Here is a 22,382-nt window from a genome sequence, read left to right as displayed (position 1 = left end):
TGACACTTGTGGTCCAGTAATAACTTCTGATTGATTTTGATCAAAGATATCGGATCCGATCCGTTCTAAATCGATATCAAGTCGGCGCATATGAACCACAATGAAAGTCAGCGCCCACTATGGAGATCTGACATATGCGTAGATTTGTAATTTCGTTCGCCGCAGCCACCCTTAGCGCGATGCTGGCAGTTCCTGCCATGGCTGAAAATATCGAAGTCCACATGCTCAATAAAGGAGCGGACGGCGCTATGGTTTTTGAACCTGCCTACATTAAGGCCAATCCCGGGGACACCGTCACTTTTATCCCAACCGATAAAGGCCACAATGTCGAGTCGATAAAAGGCATGATCCCTGAAGGTACCGAGGCGTTTAAAAGCAAGATAAACGAAAACTATACCCTCAACGTCAAAGAGCCTGGCGCGTATTTCGTAAAATGCACTCCGCACTATGCCATGGGCATGGTAGCTTTGCTCATTGTCGGCGAGAATCCATCCAATCTCGAACAAATTGTTGCGGCCAAGAAGCCAAAGCCCGTGCAGGCGAGGCTTGAGAAGGCAATCGCCAGCGCAAAATAGCACGCGAGTTCAACAAACCGGGCCTGCAATTTTAAGCTATGGTCTCCGCCCATATTTTCTGGGCGGAGACTTCCGGGCAGTCATAGTAATCCGCTCTGGATATTGTTGCAGACGCTGGAACTTAGGCTTCGATCACTCGCCATATTGAAAGGCACATAACTACCCCCTCGACAACCCACATCACTTATACTTGGGCTATGTCCGCCGCGCTTATCCGGCCTTTCACAAAGACTAAATCGAATTTCTTCCATACATTTCTCGCCGCCACAGCCCTGTTGTGGATGCAGATATTCAATTTCTTTGTCCTTGAATATAACCCAATGATAATCTTAGAATATAAAGAGGTTTGAGACACCCAAAGATGTGCTGCATGTCGTGCAGCAAGCTGAACAGTAAGAGTAAAATGCCCGTTCGTCATATAATCAAATACCCAGACCAAAGCCTGCGCACCGTCGCAAAACCTGTTATCGACTTTGATCAAGCCCTGCGAAATCTTGCCGACGATCTGCTTGACACAATGAGGGCAGCGCCTGGTATTGGCATAACGGCACCGCATATAGGCATTGCGGAACGGCTGGTTGTTCTTGAGCTGTCCAAAGAAACTGGCCCCCGCATCTATGCGAATCCAGAAATTATCTGGGCATCTGACGAAACTATTCGCCATCAGGAAGGCAGCGTCTCGATGCCCGGAGTTGTAGATGAGGTTGAGCGCCACGCACGCATTCGAATCCGTTATCAGGATCTCGACGGCGTTTCCCAAACTGAGGAATCCGACGGACTGCTCGCGGTTTGCCACCAACATGAAATTGATCAACTCAACGGCATTTTCTGGATCCAGCGCTTGTCCCGACTAAGGCGCGAACGGCTCATCAAGCGCTTTGAGAAATTGCATCGTTAAAATATTTTCAAGACAGCTAAATAAGTGCTTTTAAATTGTTGAGTTCTTCTGAGGGTTAATATCTAAGTATAGTTCTTATCATGCCCCCCGGATCATAACCTTGACCAAACAACCATTAGCTTCGAATATCACGTTCTCACGTACTGCTGTCATCAGCACAGCGATGATATTTGGCCTGACATATAGCCTTAGCGCTGCACTGATCGCACTCGATCTTGACGAAATGGGCTATAGCGAAGCTATTATTGGTGCGAACGCAGCCATGCATGCGGTCGGGGTTCTTTGTATGGCATTTTTGTTGCCACGCTTAAGCGCTCTGCTTGGAATGCGCCTTCTGGTCATCGTTGCTCTTGCCGCAGCAGCACTACTTCTTGGACTGTTTCCAGCTATTCCGCTGATTTGGCTGTGGTTTCCATTGCGTATCCTGCTGGGGGCTGCATCGGAAACACTGTTTGTCGTATCCGAGACCTGGTTAAACTCACTCAGCACGGATGAAAACCGCTCAAAAACCATGGGCATATATACTGCCGCGCTATCACTTGGTTTTGCTCTTGGACCCTTGATCCTTTCACTTGTTGGGTCGAGTGGTTTTCTTCCCTATTTCATTGGCTCTGCTCTTGCAATTATCGCGGCATTGGCAATTGCCAGCCCGAAAGTAACTGCACCGCCAATTGACGACAAGCCGCATGGAAGCCCGCTCCAATATCTAGCATTAGCGCCCGTAGCACTTGCCGCGACAGTGCTTAATGCAGCAATTGAATCAGCCGGCCTTTCATTTCTCCCGCTATATGCTGTCGATCTCGGATGGAGTGAAAATCAGGCGACACAACTTATGTCGGTTATGATGTTTGGTGCTATTGTCCTCCAGATCCCAATCGGCTTTCTCGGAGACAAGGTTAATCGCCAAACATTGCTGCTAGTACTCGCAGCCTTGTCTGCGGCAGGTGCAGCGGTCTGGCCATGGGCGCTTACTTTGCCATGGCTAACCTACACGCTGCTGTTTGTCTGGGGTGGTGCATTTGTTGGCATTTACACAATCATGCTCAGCGTGGTGGGAAGCCAGTTTAAAGGTGCGCAACTCGTCGGCATTTATGCTAGCATGGGACTGATGTGGGGTGTGGGAGCACTGGTCGGACCACTCTTTGCAGGGATTGCACAGCAATATCTGGTCCATGGCCTGCCGGTTTTTGTAACCATCGCATGCTTGGCTTTTCTCACATTGGCTTTGACCGTGCGTAAACGCAGCCCGGCAGCGACCAATTAGGCATTACCTTTCAGAAACTTAAGGACTGACAGAGCCTTCATACAGAAGGCCCTAATCCTAAGATTGCAACCAAATCTTAACCACTTATTTACCACGTTTGTAAGAAACTGAACCTAGCAAATCATTGCGCCGATTTGTTCGTGGATTCGAACTTTGGCGGTTTCTGTTTTTGAAAAGCGAATTTCATATGGCAAACTCACATCAGGCTTCTGGTTCTCGTTCCGTCATCGACGAACTCAACGCCCTGCGTGAGCGTCATGTAACGTCAACGGCACCAAATTGGAGTGCTATGGACGAGCTGCACAACACATTGGCACAGCTAGAAAAACGCCTCAGCAACTCGAGTGAAATGAACGTACGAGAGCGCTTTTCCGAGCCTCACGCTTCGGACAGACGCATTGAGGATATTGCAGAAATTGCTGAACATCTCCGTCGCTTAAATCGCGAAAAAGATGTCTTTGGGCAATATGGAGAGCGAGTATCGCCAGCTATATCGCGGCATTCATACAACAGCCGTGAGGAACAGCGCTCACCAGCTTTTGACGCTGGTCTTCTTCGACAGATGGACAGCCGACTGGATGAAATCAGCCGCGCAGTTATTGCCGCTAATCAGCGCCAGCAATCAGATCACGAAGAAGCGCTTCGTATGGAGCGTATAGAAGCCCGTCTGACCGAACTCACGCAGCAGCTTGATAACTCTGTGGCAGACCAGAATGCTGATACGCTTTTCCGTCGCCTTGGTGAGTTATCGCAGCGTATTGATGCTTTAAGTGAAGGTTCGCACCTCCCTGACGAGGCAATTGAGCATCTGGCACAGCAAATCAATCTTTTGGCACATCAAGTTGGACGGGTTATGGAAAACCTGAGCCAGCCTGATTATCATATTATCGAGTCACGACTTGAAGCAATTGGCCAGAAGTTAGAAGCTGCCGAGAAATGGTCAGCTGAACCGAACCCTGCCCTGCTCGAGAAGATAGATAACAAATTCAAAGAATTAACGAAGCGTCTGGATGCACAATATGCAAGCCACTATGCAGAAAGCGGCTTACTCCATACGCTTGAAGGCCGTCTTGATGACATCTCACAACAAATTTCGCTGAGCCTTTTACAAACTCCACCATTGAGCGAAATCGCTGTGGCAGAAAGCGAAGCAATTCGCGGGCTAGAAAATCAGATCGCGAATTTGGCGCGACAACTGGCAAAGCCGTCTGCAGAATTTGCGGAATTGAAACCGCGACTTGATACCATAGAGCGTTCAATCCTCGACAGTCGCGAAACATTTCTGGATGCCGCGCGCGAAGCCGCTGAAACAGCCATTGCGCGTGTTTTGAAACATGGCACGCAACAAGACACAACAATAGCACTTCAGCTCGCAAATGATATGAAGTCACTTGAAACGCTTGCACGCAATGCAGATGAGCGAAACAGCAAAACATTTGAAGCTGTCCACGAAACACTTATAAAAGTGGTTGATCGGCTCACCAATCTTGAGCGGCAAATCGATATACGCCCCAATGCTTCATCGCTTGCAGCAAAGCCAAAGCCTGTTGCAAACCCTTATTCTGTGGCATCAAACACTGCTCCAAAAAGTGCAACTCCACTCGTTGAGCAACAGAAAGCCCCTGCTGTCGATGCAGTCGGCGGCGGTGAGACCCTTGCACGGCTAACGCCGAAAACACGGCGCGAACCTGTCTTGGGCGCATCGTTGGATTCTGTTCAGCCCGACAGTGACGGTGTGCTTGACCTCAACACGATCATGAAGCGTGTGCGCGAGGAACGCGGCCAGCAAGATGAAGAAGAAACAAAGGTAAACAAGAAAGCTGATCTGATTAGCGTTGCTCGTCACGCCGCACAGAAGGCCGCTGAAGAAGCAAGCCGACTTGAGCTGGTTACGGAGCAAAATAAAGATAATAAGAAAAGCTCACTCAGCGCTCTGTTCGGCCGCCAGCGCAAGCCAATTCTGATGGCAATTGGAGCGGTAATGCTCGCTATTGCAGGCTTGCAAGTCGGAGCAGCTTTCCTTGAAAACAATCAGCAAGCAGAGATTGCCGCTACCGACAGCACACCAGAAATCGATAACAACACAACCGCCTCCATTGCACCTACCAATGAAAGCAAGCCTGCGAGCAGCATTCAGCCAATGCCGCAGCTTTCCATACCGGAAACGCAAAATACAGAGCCACAAGCATCAGTCACTCCGACTGCGCCACAACCGGAATTACAACCTGAGCAAAATAGTTTTTCTGATGAAGCACCTGCTCAGGAAATGGAAGCTACAGCGATCGAAGTGCCTGCTGATGCTGGCCCTTCAGCACTGCGCGAGGCTGCGGAATCTGGCAATGCCCATGCGCTTTTTGAAATCGGTAACCGCTACTTCGAAGGTATTGCAGTTTCAAAGAACGAAGCTGAAGCAGCGAAATGGTACGCACTCTCGGCCCAAAAAGATTTTGCGCCAGCGCTTTATCGTCTTGGAAACATGAATGAAAAGGGGCTCAGAATGCCCCGCAATATCGGCAAAGCCATTGATTGGTATCAGCAATCAGCGCAAAAGGGCAATGCCGGGGCTATGCACAATCTGGCCGTTCTCTATGCTTCAGGTGCAGGTGGTTCTCCCGACAATGCCGCCGCTGTTCGTTGGTTCACAGATGCAGCCGAACTCGGCGTAAAAGACAGCCAGTATAATCTTGGCATTCTGGCGGCACAGGGGCTCGGAATGCCGGTCAATCTGGAAGAAAGCTATAAATGGTTCGCACTCGCTGCAAAGGCTGGCGACAAGGATGCTGCAGACAAGCGCGACCAGATTGGTGCGGCGCTGAAGCCGCAACAGCTTCAGCGCGCAAAAGACACAGTGGAACTCTGGAAGGCAAAGCCGCTTAATCAGGAAGCCAATTCAATCGACACACCTGAAAGCTGGTTGGATTCCAAACCCGTTGCACAAGCAACAGTCGATATGAAAAAGGCCGTCCGCAACATCCAGCTTATTCTCCAGAAGAATGGTTATGATGTTGGCACCGCTGATGGCGTGATGGGCAACAAAACCCGTAACGCCATCTCGGAGATTCAAAAAGCCAATGGTCAGGAGCCTACTGGCGAAGTCAACCAGCAGCTCGTCCAGCTTTTGCTTGAAAAGAACAAATAATCATTCGATCAGGGCGCGATGCTGTCCTGATCGGCGATGATCGATTTCGCATCGCAATAGAGCCTTGCACTTTCATTGTCTTTGGTGTCGTTCGAAAACTTTTCTGTCGACGAATAGACGCGCACTTCTGCGTCTCGTATAGCACCACCGAGACGCTTATCTTCCGTCACTACAAAAGCATAAACATATTCACCGCGCGCATAACCCAAAGCCATAGTCATATCGGTCGGATGATCGACATTGGTGTCTTTGGTCGAAAACCACGTCGAGTTAGTTTCAAAATAGAGTTCGGACGGTTTGGTTCCAGTTACATAATTGTAATAGGCTTCTTTCTTATCGGGATGCGCTTTTGGGTCCGCGATACGACAAAATTCGACACGCGCATCGCGATCTGGAATATTGCAGGCAAATTGCGTCTGCCACGGCGGAATGCAATTGGCCATTGCTGGCAGTGGAAGAAATGTCGTCAGCGCCAGAACCACATATTTCATAATAGCTTATCGCTTCCCGCTCTAATCGTGTTTTACGAATGAACGGATATATTAGAATATTAGCGCTATAAAAAGCGAAAAAATGATTTAATTCTGGTCGTTACTCGTTGCCATAAGTAACAGGTTGAATCCTCTCGATACGGAATAATATTAAAAGAATAACAAGGGGAAGATTCATGCTGCTATATGTAAATAATGAAATGGAAAATGGCATTATTGCAAAAATACCCCTTGCTCTCGACAAGGACATTAAGGGGTTTCAAGGCGATGCCATCGACTTTGAAATTTCATCGATCAAGGGGCAACTCATTCCAGCAGACGATGTTCAGCCGTATAAATCCTTATTCAAAATTCTTTCTGGAAGCTCAGAACTAAAAAACATTCATATGGCTTTGTCGTTTAATCTCAATTTCGTCACCCCAGACGGTAAGAAAACGTCGTTGACGCGATCAAGCCCCACCGATGAATGGCTTATTACCAACGGTGACTACTACTGCGATGTCGCAACATCGTTTGGCTTCACATCCGGTAGCAAATTCGCAGGAAATTACAGCGCAAGCCTTACCAACGCGTTCCTTTATGTCATTAAAGGTGGCAGCCTGATCGACAACAAAATGTCGGAACCGATTGCGATCAAAGCGCAATTTTACCCATCATCAGCACACTCGGCGATCACACCAAAAGATGGCATTCAAATCGTGATCAGCAACCGTCAAAGCGGAACCGAATAACGGACAGTTTGGGGTAGTTAAAGATTGCATATTGTTGTCCACAAACAACAAAGTTCTATTTTCTTTGGTCATGTCACTTCAAAGTAACTCTATTTGCAATCGGCGTTTGACTTCACAACGTCGAAAGAGCAAACCCATAGAGTGCATTTTCTGTGATGATTTTCAGCTAACATGCACGCCAAATCAAATTGTTAGAACCACGTTCTCATAGATTTCTACGAAAACGGGTTTTAGCGAATTTAAAACAGACCTTGCGGCACCGCGCGACCGCATAGGGCTGCGTGTTGTGCGTTTTAAAACCGGGTTCGGAATTGGGTATTTACCTTCCCATTGCGGAATTGTCGGTCAACATGCTGGTTCTGCTTGGCATGGGTGCCGCTGTTGGTTTTCTTTCCGGTTTGTTCGGTGTCGGCGGCGGATTCCTCATCACGCCGCTGCTGATCTTTTACAACATTCCACCCGCAATTGCCGTTGCAACAGGCGCCAATCAGGTCATCGCTTCGTCGGTTTCAGGCGCACTTGCCCACTTCAAACGGCGAACGCTCGACATCAAGCTCGGGCTGTTTCTTGTTGCGGGCGGTATCTTAGGATCACTGCTCGGTATCTTTGTTTTCTCGTGGCTGCGTGATCTGGGACAGCTCGATCTTATCGTTTCGATCCTTTACGTCTTCTTTCTCGGCACTGTCGGCGGACTAATGCTGGTTGAAAGCTTTCGCGCACTTCGACGCGTAAAAAAGGGACAGGCGGGCGCAATCCGCCGCCCCGGTCAGCATACGTGGATCCACAAACTGCCCTTCAAGATGCGGTTCCGTGCTTCGACAATTTATGTCAGCATCATACCTGTGCTCGCCATTGGCTTCTTCATCGGCCTGTTATCATCAGTGATGGGTGTCGGTGGCGGCTTCATCATGGTGCCCGCGCTGATCTATCTGCTCCATGTGCCAACGAATGTGGTTGTCGGTACGTCGCTATTTCAGATTACTTTCGTTACAGCTTTCACCACAGTGATGCAGGCGACGACAAACCAGTCAATCGACATAGTGCTGGCGTTTCTGCTGATGCTCGGCGGCGTGATCGGCGCGCAATATGGCGCGCGTGCCGGGCAAAAGCTGCGCGGTGAACAATTACGCCTACTGTTGGCGCTACTCGTCCTCGCCGTTGGTCTGCGTCTTGCATTTGGCCTGTTTGTGCGGCCTGATAATCTGTTCTCGATATCAATAGCGGATATGTGACATGCGGAAATTCGCACTCATATCCACGCTATTATCCGGCCTTGCTGCAATACCCGCATCCGCGCAAATCAATTCAAACGGCGACGGCAATGGCGTTCCACAGCTTCAAAATCCGGCTGAAGAAACAATCGAAATCGGCCTTTCAACCGAAACAATCGCAATCACTTCCAATTTCGGAGGCACCGATCTGACGATCTTCGGTGCTCTCGACAACGCGGATCCTACAATCCTTCGCCGCGGACGCTACGATATTATCGTCGTGCTACAAGGCCCGTCGCGCGATCTGGTGGTGCGTAAGAAAGAACGTTATCTCGGTGTGTGGGTGAATGCGGATTCCGAAACATTTCTCAATGTACCGCTATCCTATTCGCTCGCATCAACGCGTAACTTGCAGGATATTGCTGACGATAAGCTCTATCGTCAGCTGTCCGTTGGTGTCCGCAATTTTTATCTGCGCCCGGAAGACCCCGCCAGTCTGTCAGGCAACATTCCAAAATTTGGCAATGAATTGCGCGAGATGAAAATCCGGCAAGGACTATACAGCCAACGTATCGGTGGCGTTGAGTTTCTCTCACGCACTCTGTTTCGCGCAACGCTGAACCTTTCAGCCAATGTGCCGGTTGGACGTCATCGCGCACGCGCACTGCTGTTCCGCAACGGTGTTTTCTTGCGCGAAGCCAATGCAAGCCTTGAAATCGTAAAAGCCGGTGTCGAGCAAAGCATTTATGATGCGGCACATAAATATAGCTTCTATTACGGTTTGTTTGCTGTGTTTCTCGCCGTCTTCACCGGATGGGCAGGCCGCATTCTGTTCAAACGCGATTAACCTCCGACCAGCGCCGCATGTGCAATCGGGTAGATCTTACCCTGCCCCAGCATGTAAGCGCGCAGCGTTGTATCCATAAACAGCCCACGAAATGCCCGATCCAGCACATTGAGCGCGCCGGTATATGCACCAAACGCCGGCATAATCAGCCGTTCACCGTCGCTTGCAAAACATGGGCGCCGCACCGAGCGCCCGCGTCGTACAATCCTCGCTGCCGGATGAAGATGGCCTGCCACCTCTCCTTGCGAATTTATACGCGATGGCTCATGTCGGAATGTAAGCGGTCCGATTGCCAGTTCCTCAACACAATCGCCGGGCAGATCAACCGGACGGTCAGGATCATGATTACCCGTAATCCAGAACCAGTCACGATGCTCTATCAGTGATTTGAGACGGATTGCATAAAGTGAAGGCAGGCGTTCACTGGCTTTCGCATCATGAAAACTGTCCCCCAGACTGATCACCGTGCGCGGCTGATAACGCGCAATTACAGATGCCAGCATATCAAGGGTCACAGCGGTATCATAAGGCGGAATAAGCTGACCTCGCCGGGCAAACGACGAGCCTTTTTCGAGATGCAGATCCGATACAACCAGCATATGAAGGTCCGGCAAATACAGCGCGCCACAAGGATCATAAATGGTCGCGACCCCACGCACCTCACCATGCGCGAGACTGTAAGCCTCACCGTTTCCCCAAACTGCGGTCATTCTATCGCTTCTCTGATCAGTTCATCCGCTGCCTCTTCAAGCAGCATATCATCACCCTCACCGGCCACGCGTTCACGTCCGATTTCAAGCATCACCGGCAACGCCAGTGGTGAAATTCGGTCGAGCGGTTTATGCAAGAGATGCCCCTTCACTCGCGCCAGCATATCACCCAAACGTTTAATGTCTAAAAGACCGGTCGCAGCATCGGCGCGCGTTGCCTGCAACAAAATATGATCTGGTTCATGCGTGCGCAGCACGTCATAAATCAGATCGGTGGAAACCGTCACCTGACGGCCCGTTTTCTCCAGTCCCGGATGACGCCGCTCGATAAGCCCGGAAATCACGGCACAATTGCGGAAAGTTCGTTTGAGAAGATAACTTTCATCAAGCCATGCTTCGAGATCATCGCCCAGCATGTCCTCATCAAACAGACGCGTCAGATTGAGTTTGCCCGCGCCAATCATCGCGCCCATGTCTTTAAGACCCCAAAGCCCCAGCGAATAATCGGTCGCGACAAAGCCCAGCGGATGCGCGCCCATACGCTCCAGACGCCGGGTCAGCAGCATACCAAGCGTCTGATGCGCAAGCCTGCCCTCAAAAGGATAGGCGACCATATAAAACCGTCCGCCTTTGGGGAAAGTCTCGATAAGCAATTCATCTGTACGCGGCAGAACGGACTTGAACGCCTGTACTTCCAGCCATTCCCGCACTTGTTCGGGCAGAAACTGCCAGCGCGAACGGTCTGCCAGCATCGCACGCACCTGAGAGGCGAGATAGGTCGAAAGCGGGAATTTACCGCCAGCATAGACCGGGATTTTAGCATCTTGTCCCGCAGCGTTGGAGGCCATGCATTCATTTTCACGAATGCCTTCAAACCGCAGCACTTTTCCTGCAAAGAGAAATGTGTCGCCCGGCGTGAGTGTTTCGAGAAAATATTCCTCGATCCGGCCCAGAACGCGGCCACCTCTCGCATTGGCTCCCTTACCGCTGCGCGTAAGCCTCACATTCAGCTCCGGCGCTTCAACAATCGTGCCAATGTTGAGGCGATATTGCTGCGCAATGCGCGGATTTGAAACCCGCCATGTGCCATCGACAGTCTTGCGGATTTTGGCAAAGCGCTCATAGGTTTTAAGAGCATAGCCGCCGGTTGACACAAAATCGAGAATTTTATCAAAAATTTCGCGCGTGAGTGTTGAATAGGGCGCAGCGCTTTGCACTTCCCGATAAAGCTGATCGGCATTGAAAGGCTCGGCACAAGCCATGCCCAACACATGCTGCGCCAACACATCCAGCGCACCATCGATCAATGGCGGCGTATCCTGCGCACCGATATAATTCGCATCAAGTGCAGCGCGACACTCCATCACCTCAAAACGATTAGCAGGCACAAGAATGGCGCGGCTGGGCTCATCCATACGATGATTGGCACGACCGATACGTTGCGCAAGACGGCTGGCACCCTTTGGCGCACCGACATGAATGACCAGATCGACATCGCCCCAGTCGATGCCAAGATCAAGCGTTGAAGTCGCGACCACGGCGCGCAATGTGTTGGCTGCCATAGCCTGTTCGACCTTGCGGCGCTGACTGGCATCGAGTGAACCATGATGCAGCGCAATCGGCAGCGTATCCTCATTGACGCGCCAAAGTTCCTGAAACAGCATCTCCGCCTGACTGCGCGTGTTGACGAACAGCAGCGTCGTGCGATGGGCGCGGACCGCCTCATAAATATCCGGGATCGCATAGCGCGAGGAATGCCCCGCCCATGGCACGCGCTCTTCGGAATCGAGAATGGTAATCTCTGGTTTCGCACCGCCATCAACAGTCACGAGACCAGATTTCGGTTCCGTTCCATCCTGTTCGACCAGCCAGCGACGCAATTCGTCAGGCTGCGCGACAGTTGCGGACAATCCGATTGTTTGGAGTTGTGGTTGCAAACGGCGCAGACGCGCAAGACCCAGAGCGAGCAGATGACCACGTTTGGAAATGACCAGAGAGTGCAGCTCATCCAGCACCACATAACGCAAGCCTTTGAAAAACTGCTCCGCCCCTTTGGAGGCGATCAGCAAAGCAAGCTGTTCCGGCGTGGTGAGCAGAATATCAGGTGGTGCCAGTTTTTGCCGCTGACGCTTATGTGCAGGCGTATCGCCAGTGCGGGTCTCAATCGTAATATCGAGGCCCATCTCCTCGACCGGGATAGTGAGATTACGATGAATATCGACCGCCAGCGCCTTAAGCGGCGATATATAAAGCGTATGCACGCCTTGTTTTGCCATGCCCGGCTTTTTTCTGCCCCGTTGCTCCAGATCGACCAGCGCAGGCAGAAAACCAGCCAGTGTTTTGCCAGCACCCGTCGGTGCGATCAGCAGCGTGGATTGCCCCTGTTCGGCACGTGAAAGCAGCTCCAGCTGATGAGCGCGCGGCGACCAGCCCTTCTGTGCAAACCATTTGATAAAACGGTCTGGCAGATCAAAGGCTTCCGTCGGTGTGGTCGGGGTCCGGTTCAGCGTCACCCCACCAATCTAGTGCTCCCAAGTCTTTCCGCCAAGATGTTTGTTCACTTTTGTTCTCATTTTATCAGGAGTATTTTTATGGGCTCTTTCCAGCGCGAAGGTGCTGACCTATCTAACCATCTATGCGCTTCAACGAGCTTCTGCACTCCACACCCAAAGGCCTTTACTGCCCGCCCGGCGATTTTTATATCGATCCGGTACGGCCAGTTGATCGCGCGCTTATTACACACGGTCATTCTGATCACGCACGCGCTGGTCACACCCACGTGCTTGCGACCCGGCAAACACTCGACATCATGGCGATCCGCTATGGTGCGGATTTTGCGGGCAGTTCCCAGCATGCCGATTTTGGCGACGTGCTTAATGTTAACGGCGTCACAGTCAGCTTTCACCCTGCGGGGCACGTACTCGGTTCAGCGCAGATTGCCGTCGAGCAAAACGGCACGCGTATTGTGGCATCGGGGGACTATAAACGCGCATCCGATCCGACTTGCTCACCTTTTGAGCCCGTCGCTTGCGACGTATTCATCACTGAAGCAACATTTGCTCTTCCAGTTTTTCGGCATCCTGAAGCAGCGCACGAAATCGAGACACTGCTTAAATCGCTCAAACAATTTCCTGAGCGGGCGCATCTGGTCGGGGCCTATTCCCTTGGTAAGGCACAGCGCGTTATAAAACTCATCCGCAATGCAGGTTATGATGAACCGATCTATATCCATGGTAGCCTGCAAAAACTCTGCGATTATTATCAATCTCAGGGCATAGATCTCGGCAAACTGGAACCTGCGACGCTTGAACGGGGTGAAGTAGCGCCCGATTTTGCTGGAAAGATCGTCGTTGGTCCGCCCTCTGCGTTGGCTGATCGCTGGGCACGACGCTTTCCTGATCCTCTGCCAGCATTTGCGTCGGGCTGGATGCGCATCCGTCAACGTGCAAAGCAGCGTGGCGTGGAATTGCCCCTGATCATTTCCGATCATTGCGACTGGGATGAGCTCACCGCCACCATCAGCGAGATAAAACCCGCCGAGGTCTGGGTGACGCATGGGCGTGAAGAAGCATTGGTTCGCTGGTGCGAATTGCAGAACATTCCTGCACGCCCGCTCCATCTTATCGGCTATGAGGACGAGGGAGACTGATGCGCGCTTTCGCTGAACTTCTCGACCGCCTTGTCCTTACTCCGCAACGCAATGGAAAATTGCGCCTGTTGGTCGATTATTTCCGCACCACGCCCGATCCAGACCGTGGGCTGGCGCTGGCCGCCATCACGCGCGATCTCGAATTGCAAAGCGTCAAACCCGCAATGCTGCGTGCGCTTATGACTGATCGCAGCGATCCGATGCTTTTTGCCTATTCCTACGATTATGTCGGCGATCTTGCCGAAACGATCTCGCTGATCTGGCCCGGCCCAAATGAAACGCCAGTGGGAGCCAATCTGCCGCTCAGCGTGGTTGTGCGCGAATTGCAGAATGCTTCGCGTCGCGAAGGTCCGCTGCTCATTGCGAGTTGGCTTGATGTGCTGGGTATTTCCGAACGTTATGCCCTTCTGAAACTTGTAACAGGCGGCTTGCGCATTGGTGTTTCATCACGCCTTGCAAAGCAGGCGCTAGCGAACTTAGGCAACGTAGACGTGGTTGAAATCGAAGAACTGTGGCACGGTCAGGTTCAGCCTTACACCGCACTGTTCGACTGGCTTGAAGGCAAAGCTCCAAAGCCTGCGGCCACTGCCGATGCACCGTTCAGACCTGTGATGCTGGCGACTGCACTGGATGAAGCCGAGATACCCTCTCTTGATCCATCTGCCTATAGTGCAGAGTGGAAATGGGACGGTATTCGCGTGCAGGCAGTATCCGAAAACGGCGTGCGGCGGCTTTATTCGCGCACCGGCGATGATATTTCTGGCACTTTTCCCGATGTACTTGAAGCGATGGATTTCGACGGTGCCATAGATGGCGAATTGCTGGTGGGGCACCATGGCGAAACCGGCATTGACACCGCAACATTTTCCGATTTGCAACAGCGGCTTAATCGCAAAACGGTGACGGCAAAACAGTTGCACGAATATCCGGCTTTCATCCGTGCCTATGATCTTTTGCAGGATGGCACGCAACAATCAGGCGAAGATTTACGCGCTCTGCCTTTTGCCGAACGACGTTCGAGGCTCACTCAATTCGTAGACAAGCTCGATAAGCGCCGGTTTGATCTCTCACCCGTGCTTGAATTTTCGGATTTCAGCGAACTCGCGAAACTGCGCCTCAACCCTCCGCATCCGGTTATTGAAGGCCTTATGCTTAAACGGCATGATAGCACATATGTACCCGGACGCCCCAAAGGCCCATGGTTCAAATGGAAGCGTGATCCGTTCACCATCGATGCCGTGGTGGTCTATGCGCAGCGCGGGCACGGCAAGCGTTCCAGCTATTATTCCGATTTCACCTTCGCTGTGTGGACCGGCCCCGAAGACACACCCGTTCTTGTACCAGTTGGCAAGGCCTATTTCGGCTTCACAGACGAAGAGCTGAAACTGCTCGACAAATTTGTCCGTGAAAACACCATTGAACGTTTTGGACCTGTGCGTTCTGTGCGCGCGGAGCAAAACCATGGCCTTGTGGTGGAGGTCGCCTTTGAAGGGCTTAACCGGTCTACCCGACACAAGTCCGGTGTTGCCATGCGCTTTCCGCGCTTCTCGCGCCTGCGCTGGGATAAGCCACCCCGCGAAGCGGACCGGCTAGAAACGCTGGAAAAGCTCTTGAGTTGATTATTCCACAGCCGCAGTCGTCACGCGGATTGCAAATATATCGACAGCCTTGCCGGAACTGCTCAGATCGGAATTGATCGTAATCTTGCCTGCGCGTCCCGCAGCCTGTCCTGCCTGAAACTCCTGATCAAACAGGAAATCTCCTACAGAATCGCGAACGTCATAGCGCCTGCGACCACAATCACCAAGACCCGCAAAATCGCAATTGACCGACATTTGCGTGGTTTTGCCATCGTCGCTACGGGCAACAATATCGAAGGTAGCCTTCTTACCAGCAAGCTGATTAAGCACGCCTTCACCGACATCAAATGTCACAGTATCATTTACGCCGTTTGACTGCACCCGAACAAAGCTGTTTGTGCCTTCGCGCATGATGTCAGCTTTGGCTCCTCCTTGTACAGACATACGTGTAGCATCAGTAGGTGTGAAAATATTGATCCAGTTACGGCCTTCAGGATCCTCACCTTCCTTGATCGGAGCCATATTGTTCTCTGTGAGAAGCGGGCTTGAACCATTTCCACGCGTGAAATCGGCAAAGCTATTATAAAGTGAAAACCCGATAAGCCCTAGCACAACAATAACCAGTACTGGGATGCCAACGCTGATGAGTGGCGAGCTGCGCGTCTTCTTGCGGTCTTTGCGCGAAACACCAGCATCATAATCAGATGCGGTACCAGACCGGGCCGAACCGCGCTTTTTCTTTTTAGAATCGGTACGAATATCTGCTGCATCGAGTGCGGGACCGGCTTCGACACTGCTATCACCAAGCACTGGATCAATGGATTCCGGCACACCGAGCGAGTGTTCCCGACGGGTTGAAGCCGCCTGCACGGACTTGAACTCATTTTCAATTTCCGAGATCGCGTCTTTAACTTTCTCGCGCCGCTGCCTTTTTTGCTCTTCGCTGAGTGCGGTGTTAGCAACAAGCGCACGCTCATGCGCACCCCATGCAGCTTCATAGATACGCTGCCGGGCGGCCGGACTATGCGCGTCCGACTTTGCAAATGCATTTCTTATAGCGCGCTCGATACTTTCCAAAGGGCAGTTCTTCCTCGGTTTTTCATAATCCGGTTCAGCGTTTTTCTTGGTTCTCGTACCCTGACTGAGTCCCCCAAACAAAGCCAACTACATGAGCCTCAGCGAAATTAACGACTGAATCAAGGCATTTAGCGGTTCTGCATCCATTTTGGCTACCCGCGATGCCCGATAAAGTTATCAATTATTAACTTTATACCTCTTTTTCCATCGAGCCATTGCCGAAAGTTTATACGACTCCACATCGAAACCGCCTCGCTGTGACCCACTACCTCTCTAAATATTTTCACCTTGCGGTAAGCGTCAACCGTGTTAGAAATATTACGTTTACGCAAACGTCAATTTTTGGAGGATAAAATGGCATTGCCGGAAATTTTGAAAAACAAACTGCGCATTCCTGTTGTAGGAGCGCCTCTGTTTATCATCTCCAATCCGGCTCTGGTGCTGGCACAATGCAAAGCGGGCATTGTCGGCTCATTTCCTGCCCTGAACGCACGTCCGGAAGCGCAGCTTGACGAATGGCTGTCTGAAATTACAGAAAGTCTGGCCGCGTATAATGCCGCCAACCCCGATCGCCCAGCTGCACCGTTTGCCGTTAATCAGATTGTTCACCGCTCAAACAAACGGCTCGAGCACGATCTTAGCCTCTGTGTGAAATACAAAGTGCCAATCGTTATCTCCTCTCTGGGAGCCGTACCTGAAGTCAACGCCGCGATCCACTCCTATGGCGGCATCGTACTCCATGACGTTATCAACAACCGCCACGCCAATTCAGCCATCCGCAAGGGTGCCGATGGCCTCATCGCCGTTGCAGCAGGCGCTGGTGGCCATGCGGGTCTACTTTCACCCTTTGCGCTTATTCAGGAAATCCGCGAATGGTTTGATGGTCCACTGCTGCTTTCTGGTGCGATCGCCAATGGCGGTGCAATTCTCGCAGCACAAGCCATGGGCGCAGACCTCGCCTATATTGGCTCTCCTTTTATCGCGACGACAGAGGCCCGCGCATCAGACGCTTACAAACAAATGATCGTGGAATCGAATTCGTCCGACATCGTTTACTCGAACTACTTCACTGGCATTGCCGGCAATTACCTCAAGCCATCAATCGCAAATTCTGGCCTTGATCCGGAAAATCTGCCTCAGGCCGACCCAACGAAAATGGACTTCGATAAAGCACAACAGGAAGGCGCAAAAGCCTGGAAAGACATCTGGGGCTGCGGACAGGGAATTGGCGTAATTAAAGAAGTTGCGCCTGTGTCAGAGCTGGTTGAGCGTCTCGCATCTGAATATACCTCAGCGCGCAACCACATCTGTGGAGGCGCATAAATGGGATTCGCCTATTGAGACCTCCATCTTTAAAGAAGGTCTGAGACAAACATACAGAACGTGCGTTTTGGACCTTGCTTTCCTTCCCGCTTTTAGTTATCAGCGCAACGTTCAGTCACAATTGGCTGATAGTCCTTCTGGACACGGGAACCTTTGTTCCGGGCCGCTTTAGCTCAGTTGGTAGAGCACATCATTCGTAATGATGGGGTCAGCAGTTCGAGTCTGCTAAGCGGCACCACTAAAAACCAAATAAAATCAATCGCTTAACTTGAAATTAAATCGAGATATTTCGCTCACCTTACTGTTCGTGTCACCAAAGTGTCACTACGTCGAAATTCCTCGTGACACTTGATCCAGCCCGATGTCCGACCCAACCTTTCGCCCAAATCGAATGGTTGAAATTAATCAGCCTGAATGATTTGAAAAGCGACACGGTGTCGGGTTTGCGCTCCCCGGTTCTGGGGAGGTCAAATGTTTCCAGATTTTGAAACTTTCACACAACCCCCATCGGGGGACGTGCTAGAAACGTGCTTGAATTTCAGCTGGTCACTATCCGATAATCCGACACTGAACGGTCGGTAAATAATTACCGGGGTCTGTCCGTATTTCGGACGAACCTGACGTGCGACGAATTTCGTCGGATGATAAATCTATCAACGGTGGGTATTGAGAATACGCCAATACCTTTTTCGGAAAGCTCCGAATACCCTTTTACTGAAAATTTAGTAAGCACCACTTGTGGGCAATTGCTCACAAGTTAGATGCATCCAAAAAAATCAAATCGGGGTCTTGCAACGGCGTGACTGATTACTAAATTCATGCCGCTTGCCGGGGTCTTTAAAACCCTGTGGCTCTTGGTAAGCAGCCCCGTGACGTTGGGAGACGTGCCGGGGCTTTTTCTTTTGCGTCAAACTAACTTAACGAAACCCATTAATCTTGACTAAATAGGGATACTTTAATAAGGACTTTTCCAACGGCGTGGTTAGTAGCTTTAGGGGGAAATGATGGCTCTTAATAAATGGGGTGCTGTGGCATTTATTGCACTTGCAGGATGCACTTCCACTGGATCAAATGAGGCAGGCCCCCGCATACAGCTAAGTGACGGGACAGAATTTGTCGGAAGAATAACGGCGCACTCCAGCTGCAATTCAAAATTTAGAGAAATCAAACGTGTTTCGAAGATAATGGAGCCGAAGGATTTCCTCAAGAGAGGCAAAGGCGAAATCAAGTTATTCGGTTATCAAGTCGACTTGCTTTCAGACTTCCTTGAAAAGTGCGCTCCTACGAGAAAGACGCCGATTTGAGCCAGCCCCGCTTCGACGGGGCTTTTCTTTTGCCTTGACCACCCGCCGCGCCTCTGAAAACTTCGTGCCTAAAGCATGAGGTTCGTAGATGACGAAGCGCCTTGATATCACTGCCAGACAGGTCGCAGCGATTTGCGAAGGAGCTAAAAAGGCTGACTGCATCCCTGAGATCAAAATCGGCAATGCCTATACCTGTTTCAATCCATGCATGACGAAAGCGTCTACGGCCCTCACTTTCACGCCAGCCGAACAACGATCCAACAACGAACACCATCCATTCCAGCAGATGAAACGGCTCTGCTTTCAGCGCCGCCGTTCTGATTAGTATTATGCAATTTTTGCATATTGCTCGAAACTGTGTGGCGCTCTCTCCACCCGTCACCTTGCGCTTATCTATAGGTCAGCTAACCAGTCCGTCGAACTGTTTCCTCCATTCGGGAGCGTCAAAGGTCCAAACCCGATTTGGCGCTGTGGGAGGATTTGCACCTCCCGGCAATCAGGTGGACGTTTGATCGCCTGCTACTTGCACCCGCATATTCTTGCCCATCCGCTATGCAGCGGGTTTCATTTTCTCTTGAAGAGAAGGGATGTTTCTGGGCTTAGCGTCCGGTGCGATCCAGTGTGTTGTTCTATGCTCGCAACTCTCGGACGATACCGTTTGTTGATGTGAGTTATGCTCGTTTTCGGACACGCTGGCAACTGCGTCTGTCAACCGAACGAGACACAATCGGTTTTGATTGTTCGCAATCTGCTGGTTTAATTCATCAATTTTTCTTTTCAATTGTCGGTCATTCATCATATTTTCTAATGCGAAACTGCCAAGGCGCATGCCTTTATGGGCCTTCACCCTTGCCCATCCATACAAAAGCTTGCGATCTGATTTGCTTTCCAGCGCATTAATCCAGCCCCAAGTCTCATACATCCGGTCGATTGCCGCGCCTTCAGGTCGTTTCCGATACCGTGTCCGACCTTTACCGTATTCATCCTTGTATTCCCGCCAGATGGCCTGCACAGGCTCTGGCATCTTTTCGTTTGGCATGAGCATGAGTGTTGCTGCTGCTTCAACGATACGGGCTTCAATGTCTTTGTGTGACCATGCTTGATATGTGTGGGTCATTTCCTACTGATCCTCGTCATGTTGCCGCAATGGTCGCATTTGGTGCGCGTCCGCTCAGAGAGGCGCTTCATTTCATCATGGTAACGCTGTCTTGAGTTCTGCCACTTCGTTTCCTCAGTAGCCAACACCTTGAGAACGAACATCGGATCCAGTTTAGTGCCGCAAAGGGCGCATTCAACTTCTGTCTCGCCTTCACGGATCGTGTAAGACGCATGCACTGTCTTTGATCCGTTGACAGTCCAACGATGATTGCACTTGCCGTCATAGCTAACGACCTTGAGCATCGGGCCTTCGTCTTTAGGTGGGTCTTTGAACTTTATCGGCAGTTTTGTGATGTTATCGTCGCTCATGCCGCCTCCAGCCATTCTAAAAGGTCGCCTTGTATGGGTTCATAGAAACGAACAGAAATTAGGACGCGTAGAACATGAGTTGTCGGCATTCCGCAGTTCATGGCTTTTGCCTTCCTGCGCAGGCTTACAAGGTCAATAGCGTCAAAGTCATCCAACAGCGTACGGCGCTTGAGCAATTCCGGGTTTCTGAACAGTACCGACGACACAGCCTTGATCATGTCTGCAAACAGTTCCCGAGAATTGGCTACCGTTCCAACCATCAATTGCAAAACAAGGCGAAGGTGATCTTCGCCATGCTCTCGTCCTATCTCTCTTAGTGTCGGCTTACAGAAGCATTCCCTTGCCTTCCGGCTTGTAGGGGAATGGTCACAGCTTGCCCGCAGGATGACGCCACACTGCCTTGCTACGCGGTATATATCGCATTGGTGGCTAACCATCACTGACCACCTTGCACATTCCAAATGCTCCAGATAAATCAGTCCAGAAGTCGGGGGATTGGGCATGAAGATCGTTCATTGGTTCTACGCTGGCTGCGCTGCGTTTGTGGTTGTCATTTATGGGGCTACAAATACTTGGCCGATCAGCTCTTTTTATAATTTTGCAGAGTACGCTTTCAACCAAGACGAAACATGGTGGCAAGGCTGGATAGGAGCACTTAGCGGCTGGGCTGCTGCGTTTGCCGCATCCGTTACTGTTTTCTTTCTTTACAAACAGAATGAAGAGCAGAAACGACAGACTGGTTTTATGTTGGGTGATGCTAAGCCATCCATAGATGCGATACAGCACCTCAAACGAGAACTTTACGTTATCGTTCGGATTGTTAACTGGAATAGACGCCCAATAATAATTAAGTCGATCCGCACCATTCCCGACAGTCCAGGGCTCTTTGTCTATTATACAAAAATTTGGGATCGGGATGATCCAGAAGGTGGACTGACTAGCAGATCGCTTGAGGGCCATCTTATTCAACCTGCTGTTGCTATGCACGGGTGGAAAGATCGGTCTTCTGGTCCATGTGAAGTTAGAATAGACATCGCAGATGAACTTGCTGAAAGCAGTTACAGGAGTGATTGGCACAATCTGAAGGTTGAGGTTTGCGTGTCTATTGCCGGTGAAGATCAGACTAGCCTTATCCTTCGATGCCCAATCACGATAGCTGAATAAGCTTTTGAGCAGTATAGTACTCATGCCGCCGCACCAATTGATTTCTTGAATAAGTTGTGATCAAGGCTAGACGCCAAGGGATTAATTCGGGGGCGGAGTTGGGAAAGATAAAGCTGTGGGTTCGATACCTCTCTCCTGTCTGGGTTGGGCTGTCTATTGCGTTCTGTGGTGTGCTCGTTCTTGAAGCTATTTCCATGTTCCGAAGCGACGGCTTTTGTTCGCCGGACGATATGAATGGAACAAGCTGTTTCAGACAATGGGCGAGCGCCCTTGGCGGCTGGGCCGCAGCGATCATCGCGGGTCTTACTGCCGCAATAATTATTCGGCAGATGCACCACACGGAAAAACATCATCGAGAAAACATATCGCGCATTGAAGCACCAGAAAGGAGCACCGCTAAGCAAGCCATCAGTGTATTGAAAAAACTTTTTGAATTGGCATCGCAGGCAAACACACGCGAAAAGCATAGTTACTGGGATATTTATGAAGCGGATGGAGAATTCTATATGCAAATTTACAAGCAGATGAGAAATCTTCTCGATGATCCTGTTTTCATGAGAATGCATAGTATGGACGTAAGTTTGGTTGCTTTCCACCAAACTGCAGTTTCCAACGAGTTGGATGATGCAATTCAGAAATGCGATGAAGGAATAAGAATAAGCCGAAAGAAATTGGTTATTATACAGACAAATCGAAGAATACTGATCAACCAGCAGCCAGAGACACTCCTGAGCACAGTAGACGCTTTGCGCAAAGCTGCCAATGACGCTATTAAATACCGTTTCCCCGACATTGAAGTTTAACATCACGCCGCCTCCTCCGGAGCATATTGAATAAAGAGCGTTCAAAGCGACGATATTAGCAGGGCATCAAACCGGAAAAGCTCACTCTTTGCAGCATTGCACTAGCTAGTTATTATGCAAAAATATGACACCGAAAGACAAGTACTTCA

The 22,382-nt window shown here is 50.7% G+C and carries 20 protein-coding genes and 1 tRNA gene; 14 read left to right on the top strand and 7 right to left on the bottom strand.

What is annotated here, in order from left to right:
• The first annotated feature begins 134 nt into the window (after positions 1-134).
• The 4 genes from WH356_RS16165 (at position 135) to WH356_RS16145 (ending at position 5,876) form a co-directional block, all read left to right on the top strand.
• On the top strand, positions 135-575 hold the full coding sequence (locus tag WH356_RS16165) for a pseudoazurin (protein ID WP_339512593.1): 441 nt from the start codon (positions 135-137) through the stop codon (positions 573-575).
• A gap of 403 nt (positions 576-978) precedes the next feature.
• On the top strand, positions 979-1,473 hold the full coding sequence (locus WH356_RS16155; protein ID WP_339512591.1) for a peptide deformylase: 495 nt from the start codon (positions 979-981) through the stop codon (positions 1,471-1,473).
• A gap of 100 nt (positions 1,474-1,573) precedes the next feature.
• The gene (locus WH356_RS16150; RefSeq protein WP_339512589.1) at positions 1,574-2,737 is read left to right on the top strand and encodes an MFS transporter; all 1,164 of its coding nucleotides are present in this window, start codon (positions 1,574-1,576) and stop codon (positions 2,735-2,737) included.
• A gap of 187 nt (positions 2,738-2,924) precedes the next feature.
• The gene (locus WH356_RS16145) at positions 2,925-5,876 is read left to right on the top strand and encodes a peptidoglycan-binding protein (RefSeq protein ID WP_339512587.1); all 2,952 of its coding nucleotides are present in this window, start codon (positions 2,925-2,927) and stop codon (positions 5,874-5,876) included.
• Positions 5,877-5,884: 8 nt separating this feature from the next.
• Here WH356_RS16145 and WH356_RS16140 read toward each other — a convergent pair whose 3' ends face one another.
• Positions 5,885-6,367 carry a hypothetical protein gene (locus WH356_RS16140; RefSeq protein ID WP_339512585.1) on the bottom strand — a complete coding sequence of 161 codons (483 nt, stop codon included), beginning with the start codon at positions 6,365-6,367 and terminating at the stop codon, positions 5,885-5,887.
• Between the two features lie 176 nt (positions 6,368-6,543).
• On the opposite strand from WH356_RS16140, the gene WH356_RS16135 reads away from it, so the two are divergent.
• The 3 genes from WH356_RS16135 (at position 6,544) to WH356_RS16125 (ending at position 9,156) form a co-directional block, all read left to right on the top strand.
• Positions 6,544-7,098, top strand: coding sequence for a hypothetical protein (locus WH356_RS16135; protein WP_339512583.1), 555 nt, complete (start codon positions 6,544-6,546; stop codon positions 7,096-7,098).
• Between the two features lie 311 nt (positions 7,099-7,409).
• Positions 7,410-8,330, top strand: a complete 921-nt coding sequence (locus tag WH356_RS16130) for a sulfite exporter TauE/SafE family protein (protein WP_339512581.1) — start codon at positions 7,410-7,412, stop codon at positions 8,328-8,330.
• A gap of 1 nt (position 8,331) precedes the next feature.
• The gene (locus tag WH356_RS16125; RefSeq protein WP_339512579.1) at positions 8,332-9,156 is read left to right on the top strand and encodes a TIGR02186 family protein; all 825 of its coding nucleotides are present in this window, start codon (positions 8,332-8,334) and stop codon (positions 9,154-9,156) included.
• Here WH356_RS16125 and pdeM read toward each other — a convergent pair.
• Positions 9,153-9,866 carry a ligase-associated DNA damage response endonuclease PdeM gene (gene pdeM / locus WH356_RS16120; RefSeq protein ID WP_339512578.1) on the bottom strand — a complete coding sequence of 238 codons (714 nt, stop codon included), beginning with the start codon at positions 9,864-9,866 and terminating at the stop codon, positions 9,153-9,155. The two genes, WH356_RS16125 and pdeM, sit on opposite strands and share 4 nt — an antisense overlap.
• Positions 9,863-12,379: a ligase-associated DNA damage response DEXH box helicase gene (locus tag WH356_RS16115; RefSeq protein ID WP_339512576.1), complete on the bottom strand. Its 2,517-nt coding sequence runs from the start codon at positions 12,377-12,379 to the stop codon at positions 9,863-9,865. The genes pdeM and WH356_RS16115 overlap by 4 nt, the downstream gene beginning before the upstream one ends.
• A 122-nt stretch (positions 12,380-12,501) precedes the next feature.
• On the opposite strand from WH356_RS16115, the gene WH356_RS16110 reads away from it, so the two are divergent.
• Together WH356_RS16110 and WH356_RS16105 are read left to right on the top strand one after the other, a co-directional pair.
• Entirely contained in the window at positions 12,502-13,515 is a 1,014-nt protein-coding gene (locus WH356_RS16110; RefSeq protein ID WP_339512574.1) for a ligase-associated DNA damage response exonuclease, read from the top strand.
• Positions 13,515-15,134, top strand: coding sequence for a cisplatin damage response ATP-dependent DNA ligase (locus WH356_RS16105; protein WP_339512572.1), 1,620 nt, complete (start codon positions 13,515-13,517; stop codon positions 15,132-15,134). The genes WH356_RS16110 and WH356_RS16105 overlap by 1 nt, the downstream gene beginning before the upstream one ends.
• Here WH356_RS16105 and WH356_RS16100 read toward each other — a convergent pair whose 3' ends face one another.
• The gene (locus tag WH356_RS16100; RefSeq protein ID WP_339512570.1) at positions 15,135-16,172 is read right to left on the bottom strand and encodes a hypothetical protein; all 1,038 of its coding nucleotides are present in this window, start codon (positions 16,170-16,172) and stop codon (positions 15,135-15,137) included.
• Positions 16,173-16,526: 354 nt separating this feature from the next.
• Here WH356_RS16100 and WH356_RS16095 point away from each other — a divergent pair, with 354 nt between their 5' ends.
• The 3 genes from WH356_RS16095 to WH356_RS16085 all read left to right on the top strand — a co-directional run bounded on the left by WH356_RS16095 (position 16,527) and on the right by WH356_RS16085 (position 19,124).
• A complete protein-coding gene (locus WH356_RS16095) occupies positions 16,527-17,495 on the top strand; it encodes an NAD(P)H-dependent flavin oxidoreductase (protein WP_339512568.1) in 969 nt (322 codons plus the stop codon).
• 162 nt (positions 17,496-17,657) lie between these two features.
• Positions 17,658-17,733, top strand: a tRNA-Thr gene (locus WH356_RS16090).
• A 1,154-nt stretch (positions 17,734-18,887) separates the two neighbouring features.
• Complete coding sequence (locus WH356_RS16085; RefSeq protein WP_339512566.1) at positions 18,888-19,124, top strand: hypothetical protein; 237 nt, start codon at positions 18,888-18,890, stop codon at positions 19,122-19,124.
• Between the two features lie 225 nt (positions 19,125-19,349).
• On the opposite strand, the gene WH356_RS16080 is transcribed toward WH356_RS16085, so the two are convergent.
• Genes WH356_RS16080 through WH356_RS16070 form a run of 3 tightly spaced genes read right to left on the bottom strand, consistent with a single transcriptional unit; the run spans position 19,350 to position 20,484 of the window.
• Positions 19,350-19,916, bottom strand: a complete 567-nt coding sequence (locus tag WH356_RS16080) for a DUF6362 family protein (protein ID WP_339512564.1) — start codon at positions 19,914-19,916, stop codon at positions 19,350-19,352.
• On the bottom strand, positions 19,913-20,266 hold the full coding sequence (locus tag WH356_RS16075; protein ID WP_339512562.1) for a hypothetical protein: 354 nt from the start codon (positions 20,264-20,266) through the stop codon (positions 19,913-19,915). Before WH356_RS16075 ends, WH356_RS16080 begins: the two co-directional genes overlap by 4 nt.
• The gene (locus tag WH356_RS16070) at positions 20,263-20,484 is read right to left on the bottom strand and encodes a hypothetical protein (protein WP_339512560.1); all 222 of its coding nucleotides are present in this window, start codon (positions 20,482-20,484) and stop codon (positions 20,263-20,265) included. Before WH356_RS16070 ends, WH356_RS16075 begins: the two co-directional genes overlap by 4 nt.
• Positions 20,485-20,767: 283 nt before the next feature.
• Here WH356_RS16070 and WH356_RS16065 point away from each other — a divergent pair, with 283 nt between their 5' ends.
• Together WH356_RS16065 and WH356_RS16060 are read left to right on the top strand one after the other, a co-directional pair.
• Positions 20,768-21,430 (top strand): hypothetical protein, encoded by a 663-nt coding sequence (locus tag WH356_RS16065; RefSeq protein ID WP_339512558.1) that lies wholly within the window; start codon positions 20,768-20,770, stop codon positions 21,428-21,430.
• A gap of 98 nt (positions 21,431-21,528) precedes the next feature.
• The gene (locus tag WH356_RS16060) at positions 21,529-22,233 is read left to right on the top strand and encodes a hypothetical protein (protein ID WP_339512556.1); all 705 of its coding nucleotides are present in this window, start codon (positions 21,529-21,531) and stop codon (positions 22,231-22,233) included.
• The last annotated feature ends 149 nt before the right edge of the window (positions 22,234-22,382 follow it).

The sequence above is a fragment of the Ochrobactrum sp. MYb379 genome (assembly GCF_037479515.1).
Classification (GTDB): domain Bacteria; phylum Pseudomonadota; class Alphaproteobacteria; order Rhizobiales; family Rhizobiaceae; genus Brucella.
Note: the sequence above shows the minus strand (reverse complement) of the source record. Positions and strands in the feature narration are given on the sequence as shown.

What these genes read in the sequence shown, in the direction of transcription:
- WH356_RS16165 (WP_339512593.1), top strand. Translation starts at nt 135, where the DNA reads ATGCGTAGATTTGTAATTTCGTTCGCCGCAGCCACCCTTAGCGCGATG.
- WH356_RS16155 (WP_339512591.1), top strand. Translation starts at nt 979, where the DNA reads ATGCCCGTTCGTCATATAATCAAATACCCAGACCAAAGCCTGCGCACC.
- WH356_RS16145 (WP_339512587.1), top strand. Translation starts at nt 2,925, where the DNA reads ATGGCAAACTCACATCAGGCTTCTGGTTCTCGTTCCGTCATCGACGAA.
- WH356_RS16140 (WP_339512585.1), bottom strand. Translation starts at nt 6,367, where the DNA reads ATGAAATATGTGGTTCTGGCGCTGACGACATTTCTTCCACTGCCAGCA.
- WH356_RS16135 (WP_339512583.1), top strand. Translation starts at nt 6,544, where the DNA reads ATGCTGCTATATGTAAATAATGAAATGGAAAATGGCATTATTGCAAAA.
- WH356_RS16125 (WP_339512579.1), top strand. Translation starts at nt 8,332, where the DNA reads ATGCGGAAATTCGCACTCATATCCACGCTATTATCCGGCCTTGCTGCA.
- pdeM (WP_339512578.1), bottom strand. Translation starts at nt 9,866, where the DNA reads ATGACCGCAGTTTGGGGAAACGGTGAGGCTTACAGTCTCGCGCATGGT.
- WH356_RS16110 (WP_339512574.1), top strand. Translation starts at nt 12,502, where the DNA reads ATGCGCTTCAACGAGCTTCTGCACTCCACACCCAAAGGCCTTTACTGC.
- WH356_RS16105 (WP_339512572.1), top strand. Translation starts at nt 13,515, where the DNA reads ATGCGCGCTTTCGCTGAACTTCTCGACCGCCTTGTCCTTACTCCGCAA.
- WH356_RS16095 (WP_339512568.1), top strand. Translation starts at nt 16,527, where the DNA reads ATGGCATTGCCGGAAATTTTGAAAAACAAACTGCGCATTCCTGTTGTA.
- WH356_RS16085 (WP_339512566.1), top strand. Translation starts at nt 18,888, where the DNA reads ATGACGAAGCGCCTTGATATCACTGCCAGACAGGTCGCAGCGATTTGC.
- WH356_RS16080 (WP_339512564.1), bottom strand. Translation starts at nt 19,916, where the DNA reads ATGACCCACACATATCAAGCATGGTCACACAAAGACATTGAAGCCCGT.
- WH356_RS16075 (WP_339512562.1), bottom strand. Translation starts at nt 20,266, where the DNA reads ATGAGCGACGATAACATCACAAAACTGCCGATAAAGTTCAAAGACCCA.
- WH356_RS16070 (WP_339512560.1), bottom strand. Translation starts at nt 20,484, where the DNA reads ATGATCAAGGCTGTGTCGTCGGTACTGTTCAGAAACCCGGAATTGCTC.
- WH356_RS16065 (WP_339512558.1), top strand. Translation starts at nt 20,768, where the DNA reads ATGAAGATCGTTCATTGGTTCTACGCTGGCTGCGCTGCGTTTGTGGTT.